The organism is Melioribacteraceae bacterium, assembly GCA_019638015.1.
Taxonomy (GTDB): Bacteria; Bacteroidota; Ignavibacteria; order Ignavibacteriales; family Melioribacteraceae; genus JAHBUP01.
In genome coordinates this window covers 695,629-713,538 of record JAHBUP010000001.1, presented here as the reverse complement: position 1 = coordinate 713,538, position 17,910 = coordinate 695,629, and the positions used below count along the sequence as shown (strand labels likewise).

General features: G+C 31.4%; 14 protein-coding genes. 3 read left to right on the top strand and 11 right to left on the bottom strand.

The window, feature by feature from the left end; translation table 11 throughout:
- Nucleotides 1-8 precede the first annotated feature (8 nt).
- The 11 genes from KF816_02900 to KF816_02850 form a co-directional block, all read right to left on the bottom strand.
- On the bottom strand, nt 9-1,610 hold the full coding sequence (locus KF816_02900; protein MBX3006954.1) for a T9SS type A sorting domain-containing protein: 1,602 nt from the start codon (nt 1,608-1,610) through the stop codon (nt 9-11).
- A gap of 390 nt (nt 1,611-2,000) precedes the next feature.
- Entirely contained in the window at nt 2,001-3,200 is a 1,200-nt protein-coding gene (locus KF816_02895; protein MBX3006953.1) for a hypothetical protein, read from the bottom strand.
- A 216-nt stretch (nt 3,201-3,416) separates the two neighbouring features.
- Complete coding sequence (locus KF816_02890; protein ID MBX3006952.1) at nt 3,417-5,372, bottom strand: hypothetical protein; 1,956 nt, start codon at nt 5,370-5,372, stop codon at nt 3,417-3,419.
- A gap of 206 nt (nt 5,373-5,578) precedes the next feature.
- Nucleotides 5,579-6,466, bottom strand: a complete 888-nt coding sequence (locus tag KF816_02885; GenBank protein ID MBX3006951.1) for a hypothetical protein — start codon at nt 6,464-6,466, stop codon at nt 5,579-5,581.
- Nucleotides 6,467-6,707: 241 nt separating this feature from the next.
- The gene (locus KF816_02880; GenBank protein MBX3006950.1) at nt 6,708-6,947 is read right to left on the bottom strand and encodes a hypothetical protein; all 240 of its coding nucleotides are present in this window, start codon (nt 6,945-6,947) and stop codon (nt 6,708-6,710) included.
- Between the two features lie 218 nt (nt 6,948-7,165).
- Nucleotides 7,166-7,978 (bottom strand): hypothetical protein, encoded by an 813-nt coding sequence (locus tag KF816_02875; GenBank protein ID MBX3006949.1) that lies wholly within the window; start codon nt 7,976-7,978, stop codon nt 7,166-7,168.
- Nucleotides 7,979-8,183: 205 nt separating this feature from the next.
- A complete protein-coding gene (locus KF816_02870) occupies nt 8,184-8,510 on the bottom strand; it encodes a hypothetical protein (GenBank protein MBX3006948.1) in 327 nt (108 codons plus the stop codon).
- Nucleotides 8,511-8,681: 171 nt separating this feature from the next.
- Nucleotides 8,682-9,005 (bottom strand): hypothetical protein, encoded by a 324-nt coding sequence (locus KF816_02865; protein MBX3006947.1) that lies wholly within the window; start codon nt 9,003-9,005, stop codon nt 8,682-8,684.
- Nucleotides 9,006-9,529: 524 nt separating this feature from the next.
- Nucleotides 9,530-10,078: a hypothetical protein gene (locus tag KF816_02860; protein ID MBX3006946.1), complete on the bottom strand. Its 549-nt coding sequence runs from the start codon at nt 10,076-10,078 to the stop codon at nt 9,530-9,532.
- Between the two features lie 195 nt (nt 10,079-10,273).
- The gene (locus KF816_02855) at nt 10,274-12,490 is read right to left on the bottom strand and encodes a hypothetical protein (protein MBX3006945.1); all 2,217 of its coding nucleotides are present in this window, start codon (nt 12,488-12,490) and stop codon (nt 10,274-10,276) included.
- On the bottom strand, nt 12,456-12,761 hold the full coding sequence (locus KF816_02850) for a hypothetical protein (GenBank protein ID MBX3006944.1): 306 nt from the start codon (nt 12,759-12,761) through the stop codon (nt 12,456-12,458). Before KF816_02850 ends, KF816_02855 begins: the two co-directional genes overlap by 35 nt.
- Before the next feature lie 163 nt (nt 12,762-12,924).
- Here KF816_02850 and KF816_02845 point away from each other — a divergent pair, with 163 nt between their 5' ends.
- The 3 genes from KF816_02845 to KF816_02835 all read left to right on the top strand — a co-directional run bounded on the left by KF816_02845 (nt 12,925) and on the right by KF816_02835 (nt 17,705).
- The gene (locus tag KF816_02845; GenBank protein ID MBX3006943.1) at nt 12,925-14,763 is read left to right on the top strand and encodes a hypothetical protein; all 1,839 of its coding nucleotides are present in this window, start codon (nt 12,925-12,927) and stop codon (nt 14,761-14,763) included.
- A gap of 480 nt (nt 14,764-15,243) precedes the next feature.
- Nucleotides 15,244-17,004: a hypothetical protein gene (locus tag KF816_02840; GenBank protein MBX3006942.1), complete on the top strand. Its 1,761-nt coding sequence runs from the start codon at nt 15,244-15,246 to the stop codon at nt 17,002-17,004.
- 86 nt (nt 17,005-17,090) lie between these two features.
- On the top strand, nt 17,091-17,705 hold the full coding sequence (locus KF816_02835) for a hypothetical protein (GenBank protein MBX3006941.1): 615 nt from the start codon (nt 17,091-17,093) through the stop codon (nt 17,703-17,705).
- The last annotated feature ends 205 nt before the right edge of the window (nt 17,706-17,910 follow it).

Genomic DNA, 17,910 nt, shown 5'->3' with positions numbered 1-17,910 from the left:
TCATATTATTATTTTAGTAACATCATTTTTTTATATAGTATTTTATTCTTGAATGTCAAAGTATAAAAGTAAACCCCTGATGGATAATGATTTTCATTCAACATTAATGAATGTATCCCTGCATTTTTATAATCATCAACTAGTGTTACCACTTTTCTTCCTAAAAGATCGAATATATTTATTTGAACATTGGCTGATTCTGATAAACTATAGTTAATTACTGTTGAGGAATTAAATGGATTGGGATAATTTTGATAAAGAATAAAATCATTTTCGATCTTATCATCATTAGATCCAAAATGAGTAAGTGTATCAAAAGAGGTTGTATAAAATTCTTTTACTTTTAATGTGTAAATCTTCAAAGAATCTAATGATTGTAATCTATTAATCCCATTAATGCCGCCAGCTGCAATTTGAGCAAATACAATCTCATGAAATTCATTAGGTAAAAGATTAAGTGGACCTGTTGATAAACCAAAATTTCTATTTCCAGGCGGGAATTCTTTACCCTCTATCCATCCTTCTCTTCTAATAGGATCACCTGAAAAAGGAAAGGTGGTTTCACCCCCGCCAAATCTTTCCGGTATTTGATATTGCAAACCATCTGCTCTAATACCTCTAGAAAGATTATAAAATCTTAATGCACCATTCTCATAAGAATTTTTTTCTGGAAAACCATAATTAGGGTCCGAATTAATTATAAAATTAAATGATGACAAACCCTTCTTTGTACTATCATTATATGGCCCTTTGATTAATGATATTCCAAATGTGGGAGGCATCTCTTTATAAATAGCATCAAAATTGCTTGCATTATAAGCAAAAGCTAAGTTTAGTAAAGTATCACACCCTACATAATCATCTCCAGCATCCCCTATATCCGGATCTGAAAATATAGAATAATAAAGTTCTTCTATTGGAGAAACAGATTTGTTAATAACTTTATATCTTCTAAATATGGTATTGTTTAATGGAGTATTTTTATTATATGCCCAATAAGTAAATTCGATTTCAATACCAAGCGGTTTAGAACCAAATTCATTTATGACTTCGCTCCCTAAATTATCTGTTGTTTTTAACCAGATTGTCTGGTCGGCGCCAGGGACACCAGGAATATCTATGTCCGGTTCGTAGATTCCGTTTTTATTAATATCTTGATAAGGAGCGCCCTCATTTGCTGGCCAATTATTCCAGTCATCCTCATATTTCACTCTTATTTCATCTTCTGTTCCCTCGCCATCTGAAATTTCCGAGGAAAAATTTCCATTTCTATAATCTTTTCTAACACGATAAATCATTCCGTTACCGTAAGGCATTAAACTTGAATAATAAGTCGTTCCGCTTACCCTGATCTCATTTTCAACTTTTCCACTTAATAGAAAACCTGTCCACCAGAATCCACAATTTGAAAATTCTTTGGGATAACGAAAACCTTTTATATTATCATAATTATAATCGGATAATCCATTATTACCAAATACAGTTGAGATATTATTAATATTAAGTCGCGTGAATTGTATGCTAGAGTCTATCTCAGTTTGAGCTAAATAATTTAAAGATGGTTGCAGATAAAACAAAAAAAACACCAGGGAGAATATTACAAATTTCATTTACTGTCCCTCAATTCTTCAATTTAAAAAGTAGTATTATAATTCTAAAAATAATTAAATGTTTTACTCATATACTCGCTGCATGATCTACAAAAACATATTCGTCAGGTTTATATAAAAGATTATTCTTTAGCATATGAATTACTAAGTAAGTATAACGCCGTTTTCCATATAAAAGAAGTCCCCTCATAATGCACGGGACAAGCAAGTAAAAACAGTTTACCATTGGGATTTATTATCACAATTATCTGACTTCGGTCTCATGGACAACACTTACCGATTATTTTTTTATTTAACATCATTTTTTTATTGTTAATACTTAACATAATTCGTCTTTACGGATCCGTTAATAATTATTTTATCCTCATGACATTTTATTTATTAAAGATGTTATATGCCGTCTGTTTCTGTTATTCTAAGTTTATATTTACTAATAAAGGATTTTCTCTCAGCTTCATTGACAAACTTGTAAATGGAAGTAAAGCAACCATTTTCTTTTTTGTCTTGATCGTTTAGAAAATCTGAAAGAGTGGATTGGTCAATAATTACAAACAATCCATTTTCATTTTCGGCAGAATAGATTACGCCACCTTCAAGTGTTGCAACCATTATTTTATTTTGCAAATCCACCTCATCCACATCATAAACCTTATAATAACCTTTCTCATTTTCTTTCAGTTGTGAATAAGCTGAATTACTAAGTTTAAGCCCACAATATCGAGCCCACAGAAACATATAATATTCCCTCGTTTGCCATGTCAAATCATGCTTCATTATCTGTTCAAAAAAATCTTTATAAGTAATAATTTGGAAAAGATGGGTCTGTTCTTCTTTTAACATCAGTTTATATTCTTCAGCAATTGTTATCGCTTCATCGTCTTTATGATGACAGAATAGAGCCAAATAACCAAAGTCATATTGTTTATCTTGCTTAAAGCTTTCCGCTATTAATTGATTGCGAAACAGTTGATTGAATTTAGAACTGGTTAATTCTTCATAGGGTTTAGCCCAAATATTAGATTGTTGATAAATTTCTTCATATGCTGTTTTTCTATGCTGATTTGGCGAAAACGAATCAGTATACTTACATTCAAACCCAATAATTCCTTTTTTACTTCCATCATTAACATCAAATGCAATATCAAATGCTGAATTATCATATTTGTTTTTAGAGTTTGCATGTTCAAAATAAACTTCATTAACTGATGTGATTTCTGGATAATATTTCCGAAGAAAGTTTAATGCAAGTTTCTTATCAACATACAATGGTGCAAAGAAATTAAAACAAAGTGGCTGACTTGAAAGTAGGTTGTTAAATAAACGTTTTTTGTCAACCATTCCGGCACTTCCACCATTTCTTCCTTTCAGAACCTCTCTTACAACATTTTTCACTAAGTTAGAAATGAAATTATTCTCTGTTTGTTCCCCATTTAAAAGAGTATTGCAAATATTTTCATCATCTTTTATTGGATGCTTACCTTCATTTTCACCAAGCACAAAAGCACGCCACCAACCTTGATGCAAACGCATTCTCTTTTTGAAATCACTTTCTTTTGGAAGCGAACCGATCATTCCTAATAAATCAATCATTTCTCATCTCACTTGATCTGGCATATTATGGCGTGGTTGCTAAGGCGCAGCCATAACTACATTGCCGAAAAAATTAAACAATATTTTAATTAGAAAAAATTTTCATAGCAAACTACCTTGAACAAAACTGCCGAAATGGAACGACTAAAACTAAAATTTATAAAAGGCCGACTACGAAAACGCTGTCGCTTTGAACCACGAGTTAGGTAGTAATACTTACTCAATTACAACTTCAAGAAATTCTTCTACATAAGGTTTATCTTCATCATTACCAATTAGGAATTGATTTATGTTTTTCTTTAGAAAAGAGCCATAGAGTAACAAAAGCGGAGGATTTTTGACAAAATTATCAAAATTATCAATTGCTTGCTGTTCATCCTCGTAAAATTTGTGAATCGTATTTACTTTATCATCAGAATGCATTGATCTTTCAACAAATAGAGACATCTCTCCATCACTTAAATATTTATTCAATAGCAGTAAGTCGGTTACCGGAATCGAGTCAATTATTTTACCGCTTCCAAGTTGAAGATTTGTAAGAATAATTGGAACGATTTCAATTTTAGTTTCATCAATTATTTCAGTGAGTGATAATTGATCCAAGAATTCTTTTTTATGTTTTTCAACTGCTTTTTGCTTTCTTTGAATCTGAATAGAAGCTTCAAGGAGTCTATCGTTATATCTGTAATCTTCTAATGGAGAAGTAGGAAATAAAACACATTTCAGTTCTCCAATTATGAATTTGTTCTTCATCCAAAATACTAAATCGATTTCTTCATTCTTCCCATCACCAGGAATAGTTATCGAATTTGGGAAAACACCAGCATCTTTAATAATCTTAGAGTTTTTTAATGAATCAGAAATTTCGATACGAACATAATTCTCAAATAAGTCCCCACGTTCCGAAAGATCGAACCCTCCACATTTTATCCAGCTCTCAAGTGAACGAAGCAAATTCGGCATAAGTAAAGTTCCATAAATAAAATACAATCTTTCTTTATATTCAACGAAGGGTTTAGTCCATAATTCATCTTCATTGTTACCATTATAAGTAAATATTTCAATTATTTTTTTGGAGTCAGAAGAATTAACAGAAATAGATTTTGATATAAGGTTTACTAAATCATTTTTTTTTATTTGTGTTGAAAACATTTTTAATTTACTGATCTTAAAAACACCAGTATCTTGTGGCAAACGATCTTTTAAAATATCAGCTAGCGAAAAGAAAAGATGCCATACTTTAAATAATACCCTTAGTGTTATTGATGGTATTTTGGGCACGGGTAGATTAAGCAGTTTATTAAAGTATAATTCGTGCGCTTGAAGTTCCGCTATGAATGAACTTGGTGGTGATTCTTCATCATAAGTATACTTATTTAGAATATATTGTTTAGTCTTTCCAGAGCCGACTATATTTCTTACAACATTAATATCTATAAGTGTTTTTTTTAATTCTTCCGAAAGATCATTTTTCCACATTTTTATAGCTTGGAATGCAGATTCAACAATGAGAGAGTCTAATCTGAATTTAGAAATTGCTTCTACTTTTGTATCTCTATCAACAGGTATTTTTATTAAATCGTATTTTTCTTTTGGCTCAATTGAATACTTTCTCCAAAGACATTTACCCCATATTCCTTCGATTATTAAATAATACTGTCCATAATTGATAATCTTTTTATATGAATTTAATAGCTCAATATCACATAATGATTTGGATTTTTTATTAGGAAAGTCATTTGAATGAAATAATTGAATTAATGGATATTTTACAGCTTCTACAGTGCTTTCAAATTTGTCAACAACAGATAACTCTGGACTAATATCATTAAATTTTATTTTTTTGTTAAGATATGAAATGGCTAATATTTCATTTTCCGGTTTCATTTCTTTTTGCATCTCAGTTAAAATTGATACGTCTCTATTAACAAAACCAAACAAACATTGTAATGCTTCTTCCTTTTGTAGTGAATTAAATTTTAAATCTTTTATTTGTTCACGAATAAATGCTAACTTATTAAAAACCCATTTTCCAGCAGAATAAATTCTTTCATCATCTTCATCCTTTTGTGAAAAAGAGTTAAAAGAATTATCCCAATCCTTAAGATTAAATTTTCTTTGAGTAGGATATGGAATTTCTCCTTTCAACAATGATTTGTTAAATTCACCCATAAATTTGTATACTACCTAACAGGTTTGTTTTTAAGCCGCCGCCCAACACTAGAATGCAGCTTTGAAAAACCTTGCCAATAATTATTTATAAATTTATTTTGTTCACCATATTCAAAAAGCAACTTAGTTTTGAAAACACAACATTATAGTTACACAAATGCCGCAATGAAATACGGCGTCCGGTTGATTGGCTTGTTATAAGGCGCTTACAGTTTTATGATAATTAATTTATCAATAACTTTACGCAATAATAATGCAGCTTCCCAAAATTCTTCAAAAGTTAGAACAGCTTTAGTTCCAAGTAATTTATTATCTTCTGGAATTTTTTTAACATATTTTTCATTTATGCTACCGTCCGAGTGAACATAAGTATGTCTCTTTTGAAAAACTCGCCTTAGAGAAAGTAATTCTGGTTCTAATAAATCTGAGAATATATCAATGGTAAAATGAGCTTTGAAAAATTTCCTCGCTTCAAATAATTCTTGAAAACTAGGTTTCAATTCTTTAATAGATTCGGATTTATTTTGACAAAATCTTTCAAAGGTTGAAACTAGGTCAGAATATGCGTGTCGTAACGCTCTTTCTTTATTATCACTATTCTCATACTCTTTTTTTATTATCTGAATATTAGTATCGTAAATAATCATATTTTCAATTCGGCAACCAGGACAAAAGCCAAATATTCCATAAACTTGAAACGAAACATTGCAGCAGGGGCATTTTAATTCAGTGTCAACAGATTTTTCAGAATAACTTGGTCTAATATTTTTTGCACGATAGTTCATCGGCGTATGTTTTACTGTAAAATATTTATTTGAACTCGAGCTTCGTGCTAAATTACCGAACATTTTATCGATTTCTTTATAAGCGATTTCTTTTGCTTTTTCCATAGCAGCTTCTCGAATATACTTGTTTTGTTCAATTGTTCTCAAATCCATTTTTGAGGCTGAGGTACCACAATATGGACAAAACATTTCATCCTTTATATCTGAGGCACTCACTTTAAAATATTTTTTGCAGTTTATATTAATGCAAATATTACCAATGAATCCTTCAGGAGCTGGAATTGATATTTTAAATGTAACTGTACTCATTTAGCCTTATAGCGGCATTGTTTTTAAGCTGCCGCCCAACACTAGAATGCAGCTTTGAAAAACGAATACCGATAATTATTTATAAATTTATTTGTTCACCATATTCAAAAAGCAATTAACTTTAGCAACGCAACTTTACAATTAAACAAATACCGCAACATTTAAAGCGGTCGGCTTGAAGAACGGGTTATATTGCTTTGCTTTTCTTTAAAGTTTCATATTAAATATATTTTTATTTTAATTATTTTCTTTCATTCCAAAACGAAACTATATAAAAAATAAAAATTGGAGATAGAGTATAAATTAGAAACTCAGTGATGTCATAATATCCTAAACGCCAGCGATCTGGGAAAAACCTATCATGAATATCTAGCATATTTCCAGCAGTAAGTAAAAGAATAAAATGTAAAAGTATCCAACTGAGATAAATAGCTTTTAATTTTGATGAACTGTTTTGTAATCGCTGAAATATCTTTATCATATTTTACCTTTTTTTGTTAAGCCATTTAACGGCATTGCAACTAAAGCGCCGTCCATAACAGCAATGCAACTTTGAAAACCAAGGCCGATGATTTATTTATTAATTCATTTTGTTAACTACACTCAAAGAGCAACAAACTTTTACAACGCAACCTTTTAACCAAACAAATTCCGCAATGTTTAAAGCGGTCGGTCTTGAACAACTTGTTATGCAGTTCTTCATAAGCCAATAGTCGCTCTGTATTTTGCAAAGTTGAGCGCAAAATTTGCTCTCTCTGATTGATATATTCCGTCAAATGCTAAAAAGTCTTCATATAATGAAATTGCCCAAAATAGATTGTTCAACAATTTGAATCTCTCTTCAACTAATTTTAATGGTTTACCACCGACTTCCATAAAATGTTGTCTAACTGTGACAACTTCTATTTCGGTATTAATACTGCATATTGGTTCGATAGTTCTATTAATCAATTCAGATAGTTTTTTAATTTCTTCGATAGATATTTGTTCTAAATCTTGATTAACAATACTGATGGGTGATTTCTTTATTTCGGCGATAAAGTTATTTATTTCATCCCTTGATTTAGAATTCAGTCTTGCTTCAAAGTTTTTATACGATTTATTAAAAAAGTAAGAATAAATGGCAGGAAAGAGAGTCTCAACTTCAATTTGGCTATGCTTCTTCAAAAAAGCAAAAAAAGGCATTTTGTTCAAGAACGAACTGAATTCCTCTTTGTGTTTGTAGTAATTATTGAATGCTATATTCTTTAGAGTAATGTCCAATTGATTTTGTGTTTGTCGCATTCTCTCAAAAGTAAGCCATAGTGTAAAAAAGACGATTGAAGATGTTCCAATCTGTATACTAGGTGAGAATATTTTAAGAAAATATGAAAATCCAACACTATCTGGTTGCCAGGTTAATGAAGGTTGATTGATAAATATAAAATAACTTGAAACAATAAATACAACAAGCATAATTACACTTAAAATAAGAAGCACTGTTGAAAATATTTTATAATATTTATTTTTCATTTTAACTCACGGCATAACAGCATTACGGGTAACTTGCCGCCCATAACTACAATGACATTTTTGGCGACCACCTTTTTTGTTATAAAATCAGCTTTATATTTCATATTAACTTTATTTTTTGAGTTCCTATTTTCACACCCATTTTATTTTATACACAAGCTTCTCGACTCCTTGTTAGTTTGTCGTCTTATATTAATTATCTTATTTACTCAAAGTCCTTTCCCAAAGAAAACATCCATGATTTTAGACTCATCCATTTCTTCAGAAAGAAAGAATCTTTTATTTTATGACCGCTACTTCTCTTAATGAAAAATGTTGCCAGGATTGCTGTGATTCCCCATACAATAGCCAATGCAAGCGGCGTTGCATTGAATAATAAAATGAGCTCTATGAACTCTTTTGGATTTATGAATTCACCGTCTACGAGCAACCCAATAAAAACAATGCCAATATATGAGTAGAAAAAAGAAATAATTATCTGCAATATCCTCACAATCAGAACATCATAATTTTTTATTATTAATTCATTCATTATTTGCCTTCTGAACGACTTGTTTTAAGCCGCTCAACACTTTGATAATTTCTACTGATAATTATTTATTAATTAATTTTATTAATTACACTCAGAGAATAGATCAATCATGTTTTGAAACTTATTAAGTATTCTTAATTAATTTCAAACTTTCTCATTTGTACAAAAATCCTAATACCCGACTAATTCAATTTCTAAATCATCAATTATGCTTTGTAATTCATAAAGAGCTGATTCAATTTCATTTGTGGCAGATTCAACTTCTTGAACGTTCCATTGCCAATCTTGATATGCAAAATCACTAATTTCACTATTAAGTTGTCCCACTGCTAATTCAATATCGTCTGCAGATGATTTGATTTCTTCAAATTTTGATTTGAAATCATCAAGTTGAGATTCAAGTTCAGCAATTCTTTTTTTAGAGGAACTATCCTCACAACCGTAAAGGAATGTAAGCACCAGTATTAAGGATATTTGACATAAAGTTCTTTTCATATTATTTCTCAAGTAATTGGTTTATAACTTGGTTGCATTTAGGCGAACACACAAAGTTTTTTACACCAATAAAACAATTTATTGGTCGAGTTCTTTTGTTAGTAAAATTTATTTCATTCCATCAATTCTATATTAAATTCACCAGTCAGTGAAGTGTTTTCGTGTGAAGTTTCCTGTAATAGCCCCAAAATTGAACCAGCCCATTATTTAGTTTCAACTTAAGTTTAATGTATATAAAGCGCAAGAATAAAATGGATGTTGTGATCCTTTGCATATAGGGTCGGTGAAAATTTCCCAAAAATAATTTTGAGTTTTCGATTCTGGGGCAAAAATAAAAATACCTTGTAGCTTTTTTGGCTTTACCACTATTGGAGAGGTCGCTAGCTGGCTCAGATTTGCAGTTGGGGCTATGGAACCAAAACCCTAAGGAGATTTTTTGGCTTTTTTTTGGCTTATCATGCTGAAATCATGGACTTAGATTTACGCAAAATCGAGATTGGGGGAAAATCCCCGCATTTTCCCAATTAGTCTTTAATAAATAGATGCCAGCGTACCTTTGGCAGCGGAATCCTTTTACTTTTCAGTTTAGGAATAACATTGGGGCTGTTTTTGTCTTTTTTGTAATCGATTCCCATGATCAGCAGGGCAGCAATAACTGCCCCATTTGAAATATACATCCCATTTCCAAGTGATCTCAGATGAGCTTCGATCCTATGCTTTACATAATAGCTTGTAAAATCTGCGTTAAAGGTTTTTGCCGGTAAAGTGAATTTCGTGTACCAGTCGATAGCAGCTATCACTTGGTCGGGAGCAATCGGATTAACCGAGGAACCTGTAAAGTCATTGACTCCTTTGCTTGTAAGTCCTTTTTCGTAATTCACAGCTATTTGGATATTTTGATTAATATCATCTGTGAATGTTGGTTTTAATTTATTCTTTTTCATAACATTATCCATTAGGATTTTGTAACCGTTAATAATTGTTTGTAACCTTTTGTAACCGGAATGTAACCAGTTTGTAACCTCAATATCTGCGTTTTCAGCTTCAATTCTCAATTTGTAACTTGTAACCAATGTAACCTCTACTTTATCACAGAATATGATTTCTCGTGTCTCTCTCTGTTATATATTTTTTATATTACTATTTTTCTAAACTTTTAAAAAAATAGGTTACATAGGTTACAAATGCCTTTTTCTTTGTTTTTGTCTCAAATTCAAACAATCTTTCGGATACAAAAAGGTTACAAAAAGGTTGCATTGGTTACAAACTTATTTAACCATATAAACTTTTTGGTTTTGCCCCCCGCCAAACCGTTTCTGAATCGTAATCAAATTCTTCTGCTTCAGTCTATCAAGTGACTCTCGATACTGATTTTTTGGGAAATGAAACTTTATAATTGAGTTCATGTACCTACTAGGAATCGCCTTATATATTGAAATTGATTCTCTCACTTCTTTTGATACAGATGATTCAGTATTATTATCAGTGCTTGAGTTAAATAAAAGATCACTATGAGTTGGTTGGAACACTTCGTCTAGCATAAAATAATCACTATCCCCACTTGCAAGCGCATCAATAAACTTATCATAGTTATCTTTGCTAAGTCCTATAAGTTCATCTTTTGCTGCTGTGGTAATGGCGGTGTTTGCCAATTCACGATCTACTTCCAGTGTAAATACAATCTCGGCAAATGCTTCTAATTCACTGTTTACTTGATCTGGTAAATGGTCTTCGTTAATGTAAAATGATAAGTCCTTAACCTTTTTAGCTTTTTCATTTTTAACCACATTGTATCGCCTATCGTTTTCATCTAGTGCTATTGCCATGTCATTATTTGAAAAAAGTATAAAATTCATATAGTTTCTTGCCGAATACGCATCTACCCCTTTGAATTCAATCTCTTGCTCCTTACCCGTTATTCTATCTTTTAGCCATTCTTTTCTGAAAGTATTAGTTGCAGAATCTTTGTTTGTAAAAACCTCATTGTACCCCCTTAAAAAACAATGTAAATCCATTGAATTAAACTGTTTTCCTATTCGGCTACCATTCAACAATTGCGATTGTTTTTCACCAAACAACGGTCTCAAAATGAAATTAAATAAAAAGTCTTTGCCGACCCCTTGTTCCTTGGATTGAACTAACCAAGCTGTGAAGGCCTTCTCCCGCTTCTGAAGTAGAAACCCTATCCAATTCAAAAACCTTAATACATATTCATCATCGCCAAAAATATTTTTTAATAATTCGCTTATAACCGGTACTCTTTTATCAAGTTCTGTTATTAGCAATTCGTGCTTAAGTGCTTGTAGATGACTATAATCTTTTTTCATATAATCTGTTTCTTCAAATAAATTATAATATTGACCATTTAATCCGGAGCTTAATTTTGGATTAAAGATAATTCCAGCTCTTATTAAATATGTTTTTAGCGAATAAGGAATACTTTCATTAGTACAAAAATTCTTAAAATCATTATCGTTCTTAAACACGTAAATAGTCTTCGCCGGTTTTTGTTCTCCTAGTGATTCCGGAGTAGTATAATCTGTTTGACAAGGCTGTCCAACAGTAGTATTCCAGAACAATTTCACATTTTTCAGCAATGTATCTTTTGGATCCGGCCAATAAGTTTTATCCTCAGAAGAACAATAAATGTAGTGGTAGCCGACACTATTAATATCCACAAATGCATTTGCACTTGTGGGGTTTCCTCGGTGTGCTGAATCATGAATACAGAATGGACAAAAAACTGGTGTATGGCTGGATATCTCGAAAACCTTTTTTATTGTTTTGTTGTCAGATAACGTAACCTCCCAATCCATTTTGAACATTTCATTGCTTTTCGTGGAGTTTGATTTATTCTTAACTCCGGTTGGTTGGCCACTATTATTTGCGATTTCTGGGTTAATAAAAACATGTTTACCTTCACCATCTCGGAATTCGTGAAAATATGTTTCGGCGTTAGGGGATATCATGTAATATCTTTCACCTTGAAACGATGTGGGGTCAAGTTGGGGGAATTTTGATAGCCAAAATTCTTTTAGATTATCCCTTAAAAAATTATCGCTCACTGGATTAAGAAAAGGAATTAAGACTCTAAATTTATCTATTGGTGTTCCATCTTCGTAGTATTTGGAATGATGACTTATTGTTGTATGTAAAAACCAACTGAACTGCCATTTGGAAGCTTTTTCAATAAACTCATCTTTAGTGAACCTTTCTGCTTTATTATCAAAATCCAATGCACACATGTAAACCTCTTCTACATTAGATTTGGTCTTATGACCATCTTGGAGTTTGCTACAGATGTATGCTTTTGTTTTTACGAGGGTTGTTAATTCGGGTTCTGACCAGTTACAACTTTCCAGTTTCCAGCCATGTGTGATTTCTGCAGCTTTTTCTTTAGTTTGATTTGGAGTTATTAGCGGGTTTGTTGAATAAAATATTTGTTTTATTTCATGCGCTGATTGATTGTTTGTTAACGAATTCATGATTTAGTTGCTCATTTGAAATAGTAAATGGAAGATCCTCTTCTCTTTTCGAGTGGATTAAGGACTTCAAGTTGCGTATTGTGACTGAATAGGTCATAGCGTCTATTTTAGTCTCAGCCGCATAGTATTGCTTAATTGCATTGTGTAGCTCCGGTGTGTCGTAAAACACGAACTCCAATAACCCATTATATCTCTGGTGTTTTAGAAGTTTGTGTTTATCGGCTATCAAAAACCCGCTGAGATAAAAATCTCGGGTTTTGTAAACTGCCATTTTAGTTTTTCTCCTTTTTTACTTTAATATTATGAAATTATTATATATAAATATTTACTAATTAAATATAAGCAATGTATTTCCTATTGTCAAATCTTTTTTTGTTTTGTTTCTAAATAATTTGTTTTTTTTGATTTATAATATTTTAACAATTGAGAGTGAAATGAGTATTTCTAACAACTACGAGTATTTAGATGATGGAATCAAATATTCAGAAAAGATACTTAAATTTAAAAAACCAGATGGGTCCTACATTAATATTAGAGATTATGACTTATCAATTGATTATTCATTAATACCACTCAAAAAATTCGTCAGCATTGTTTCTCAAAAAAATAACCAGAGTAAATTAAATATTTATGGAACTCTTACTCTTTATGAAATCTTCTTTCAGGAGGAAATCAAAAATAGATCAAGCTCAAAGCAAGCAAGTGGTATGGCAAAAAGAAGACCTATCATTAATAATCTTAATAATTTCCGGGAAATCAATGATTTCGTAAGTATTGTTGAGAAGTCGAATGAGCCTAGTCCACAGACCCCACAACAATTTTTAAACATACTCTTTAATGAGTTTAGCAAACGTTACAATCTGATTGATGAACTTAACACAATTGCAAATATTTATAATTTGGAGCCACTAGATCAAAAAAAGGTGATCCAAAGATATTTTCAGAAAGAAATTATCTCTACAAAGTACCGTATCGATCCTGACTTTTTCTATGATAGCTACATTGAAATAAACGAATGCCTAATAGGAATTATTTCTTATGAAAGATTAGTTTTAGCGGAAGAGGGAAAGATTACATTAGATGACGTCTTTAAAAAAGAACATTATCAGAAAATATTAGGACAAATATTTTTTGATGAAAAAGAACAGATGAAAAGCTCATTTGGATATGATTGGAGCGACAAAAATTACTTCAATAAAATTGATAGTTTATTTGAAAAAATAAATGTGAAGCTCCAAGTCCATTATGATGAGACGACCTCAAAGAAAGCAAAAGAATTTTGTATAGAACATTTTGATTCAGTTAAAGAATTGAGTGTTTCGGATTATCGCTTAAAACTTGAGTTAATACATAAGCTTTATTTTTTAATTGAAAAAAAAGGAATATTAGCTCAAATATTTGCCGTATCCTTAGACTTAATGGTTCAAGACTTTGAAAAGCATTTTCGTGCGAATATATTAGATGAGCTTTCTGAAAGAAAGAAACTTTCAAAGGCAGAGCAAAATTGGTTTAAATTATTACACGTTGGAGATGAAAATATTTTTTCTTTAGCAATTACCTTCGATCTATTTCTCTCGATTTTCTTTAAGATTTCAAAAAGCATAAATGAACTATACCATAAAATTTCCATTTTTGAAGAAAAATCTGATGAATCCGGGACCGCTTCTGAAGAAAACTTTCAATTGGCCAGCTATCTAATGTGTTTCTTAAAATTGCTCAAAACATATGATATGCTGTATTTAGCTCAGAAAAGGGAAGAAAATTATATAAAAAAAACAAAGAATGATCAAACTTTTGATGAGCAAGTTAATTATCCATCGTTTAACATGGCTAATCCGGACAAAAACACGATTGAAAATTTATTTGATGACGACGATTCGAGCTATGGTGATACTCAAGAAGACGACGATTCAAGCGATACTAGCATTCAAGATGAAAGCGATCAAAATTCAATTGAAGGCCTAATTGGCACTAATATTAAGATCAAGAATAAACCAAGGGTTGATTTGGAGAAAATTTACTATAAGATTGAGGGAAAATTGGATAGTAAAGTTGTTTTTAATAAACTTTCTAAAATTTGTAATCATGATGAAATGGAAATTATTCGCTTGAAGTTAAAAGATTATTCTAACAAGGAGATTGCTAATAAGTTGAACATTTCAGAATCCAAAATATCTAAATTTTTTCGAAAATTGAGATTAAGTAGTAAAAACATATTTAGCAATGAACTTTTGGACAAATTAGCTTTAAGTGAACGTTACTATGAAAAATAAAAAAAAAAATCAAAATTTTGGAAATTTTTGATTTCCTTCTTAGGGATATATATAGTAGGCAGAAGAAATTCTGCCAGAAAATGAAATTAATCAACATTTCTGTCTACAAGCACAATTTTCTGAAATCATAAATAAAGTTTACCTCTAGCGTCATCCCTTCCTATCTAGTATCAAAAACCTTCCCCAACTTTCCCGAATATCCGGAAGCTGGAGAATATTCTAAAATCAACAAACACCAACAACAAAAAACTGAGGTTATATGGCAAAACATCTTTTTTGTTAATCAGTAAGTCATGATTAATAGTTTTCTCTATCAATATTTACAGTTTTTCGCCCCGATAGAGTAAAAAGGGCGTCAATATCATTTAGTGTTTTAATCATCCGAGAATTAAATAAGAGTTTTATGCTCTTTTGATTCTGCGGGGTGGTAATTACCAATCTGAGTGGTATTTCAATATTAAATTTTTAATTGAGATTTAAATGAAAAAAATTAATCAATTGCATAATAAAATTGCTCTTGTAGGAATAGGTGATTCCCAAGCAGCAATAAATATTGTGCAATTTCAGAAAAATAGCAGTACAAATAAAATCAATGAATATGAATTTGTATCTGTTTCAGAACTAAAATCTGAACAGTTTGTAACTAAACCAATTAAACTGGTTGTTACTTTAACTCAAATATCAGAACCCAAACCTGTTGATCTAGAGGTGGAAAATGAGAACATCAGAGTTTCGGTAGTTGAGCTTGGTTTTACAGACCTCCGCGGAGATAACATAAGTTCTTTTAACATATCTCTTGAGCGATACCACCAATTATTCAAAAGAAAGAAATTACAAAAACCATTTATTTTGTTCGGTACTGTAATTTCAATATATCAAGAGAATTTTTCTGGATACCTCTTTTACATTGAAAATGTAAAGGAGAACCTAAATCAAATGGATCTCATGCAAATGAGTGAAAGTGAAGCAAAGTCAATTAAAAACTTCCTAACCTCCAAACGACCCAAAATCGACTGTCGCTCTTATATTAAAAATGAGCTAAAAGACATTTTTGGTATAAGAGGACTTGAAAAAGCAACCGAACTGGATAAGGCAATTGATTTTACAATAATTCAAGCCTTATCATATGGTATGAGTGCTGGCAGTGTATACTCAAATAAGCTGCATTCCTTACTCATTGGCGCGCCGGCTTCTGGAAAGAAGTTAATAAGTATGTGTGCTCTGCTCTTAAGTCCCAATGAAAAGCACGTTTCATCCACCCTGAGTAAAATTACACCAGCTGGATTAATCGGAAATGCTTCCAGGAGCGGCGGAAATTATGTCTCAAAACCCGGCTTAATTCCATCTGCTAATCACGGAATCGTATGTTTTGAAGATTTTCATGAAGTCACAAAAAGACAAAATGAAATTTCAAGCATTCTTTCAATGGTTATGGAAGATGGAAAGGTTGAAGATTCTACCTCTGCGAAAACAACACACGAATCTTGTACCTCGATCCATATCGATATGAATCGACAAAGTCAGGTAAATCCAAACGGAAATTACAATTCACATACTGATCTTAATATCCCTATGAATATAATTTCTAGATTTGATTCAATTATTGAAATCCCCGTAAATGTAGAACGGCAAATGGAAGTAACTTATCAAATGATTGGAAGGAATAACCATTTGGAGTCAACACAGTTGGATTCAATCGAAAATCCAAGGAGAAGAAAACTACAAAGTATTGTAGCTTATGTAAACACACATTATTCTTCGATTAATTATCCTAAAAAAGTCCAGGATTACTTGAAGAAAAAACTACAAAATCTTTTTTCAAAAAACGAAGATTATCTGCATTTGACTAAACACTTTGCAGGTATGCTTACGCGAATGTTAAACTCAATTGAAAAGATGGCAAAAGCAATTTGCGCAAGCAAATTAAAAGACACTCTTTCAACTGGAGACATTGATGAAGCATTTACTTTCATCAATTACAAATTAGAATTCCTTTCCAATTTTGATGTAGTAGTTGGTTTAGATGAAAAGAAAGACAATCCATCTAAAAAAGACCAACGAAAATCAATCATTACGGAAGAATTTTCTGGAAAAAACTTTACAATTAAAGAAGTTAAAGATTTTGTTATCCCCAAATCTGGAATGGTCATTGATGGCCGTACAATAAAAAGGGATATTGATGAAATGATAGCCTCAGACCAAATTGTTAAAGTTAAACATAATAAATACCAATTTAAGTAAGCCAAAAAACAAAATGTCAGCATGTCAAATTGTCAACTTGACAAAATGACATGTTGACGAATTATTAAATAATTAAAGGTCCCCAAATGGAAAAAATCATTAACAGCAAACATTTAACAATCTCACAACACAAGAACAACAAAAACATCACAGTTGAAGCTAAAGGCAAAATAATCAACATAGATGGAACTGATTTAGTATTTATTACCAAGGATTTACTATTCATCTCACCTGAAGAACTGCTGCTCCTTAATCTTGATTGGCACATTGATCTAGGCCTTCAAAAATATATGGAGTCTGATAATTACATGGACGATAGGCCAAACCATGTTGCAAGAATAGAAAAATTACATACGGCAAGATTCACGCCTACATTATTTATACAAGGGCCTCGCAATGATGATCCTAATTATAGCACTATAAACAATCATGAGTTCGGTAACTCAATCTATTTATATGAAGCGGAGAAGTACATTGAGAAATCTGAAATTCAGATGTATAGATCAGAAAAAGCAACTTCTTATTTTTATCAATCAGACCAAGAGCAGCCAATAGAGATAAAAGGATGCCCATTTGAAGTTGTAATACTGAAAGAAGCAAGGACCGCCAAATCGCTCTATGCTCTATTAAATAGAGTTAGCAAGGAGATTAATCAAGCCATCTCAGATAAGGTTGTGCGCAAATTAAAAAGAATAAAATAGATTTTTTTGGAATAAGAGTAGTGTAAAACCCAACTCAGTCTAGAATCAATATGCGCAAATTAAATGCATCATTGGTAGACAAAACAAATATTTTCTGAGAGAAATGGATTACAGAAGTTTCGATCGACATAATAAATAACGTCCCAATTTTGGGGATTGTCAACTTCGTAATCCCTCTCTCATGTGTATGCTTTAAACTCTCATT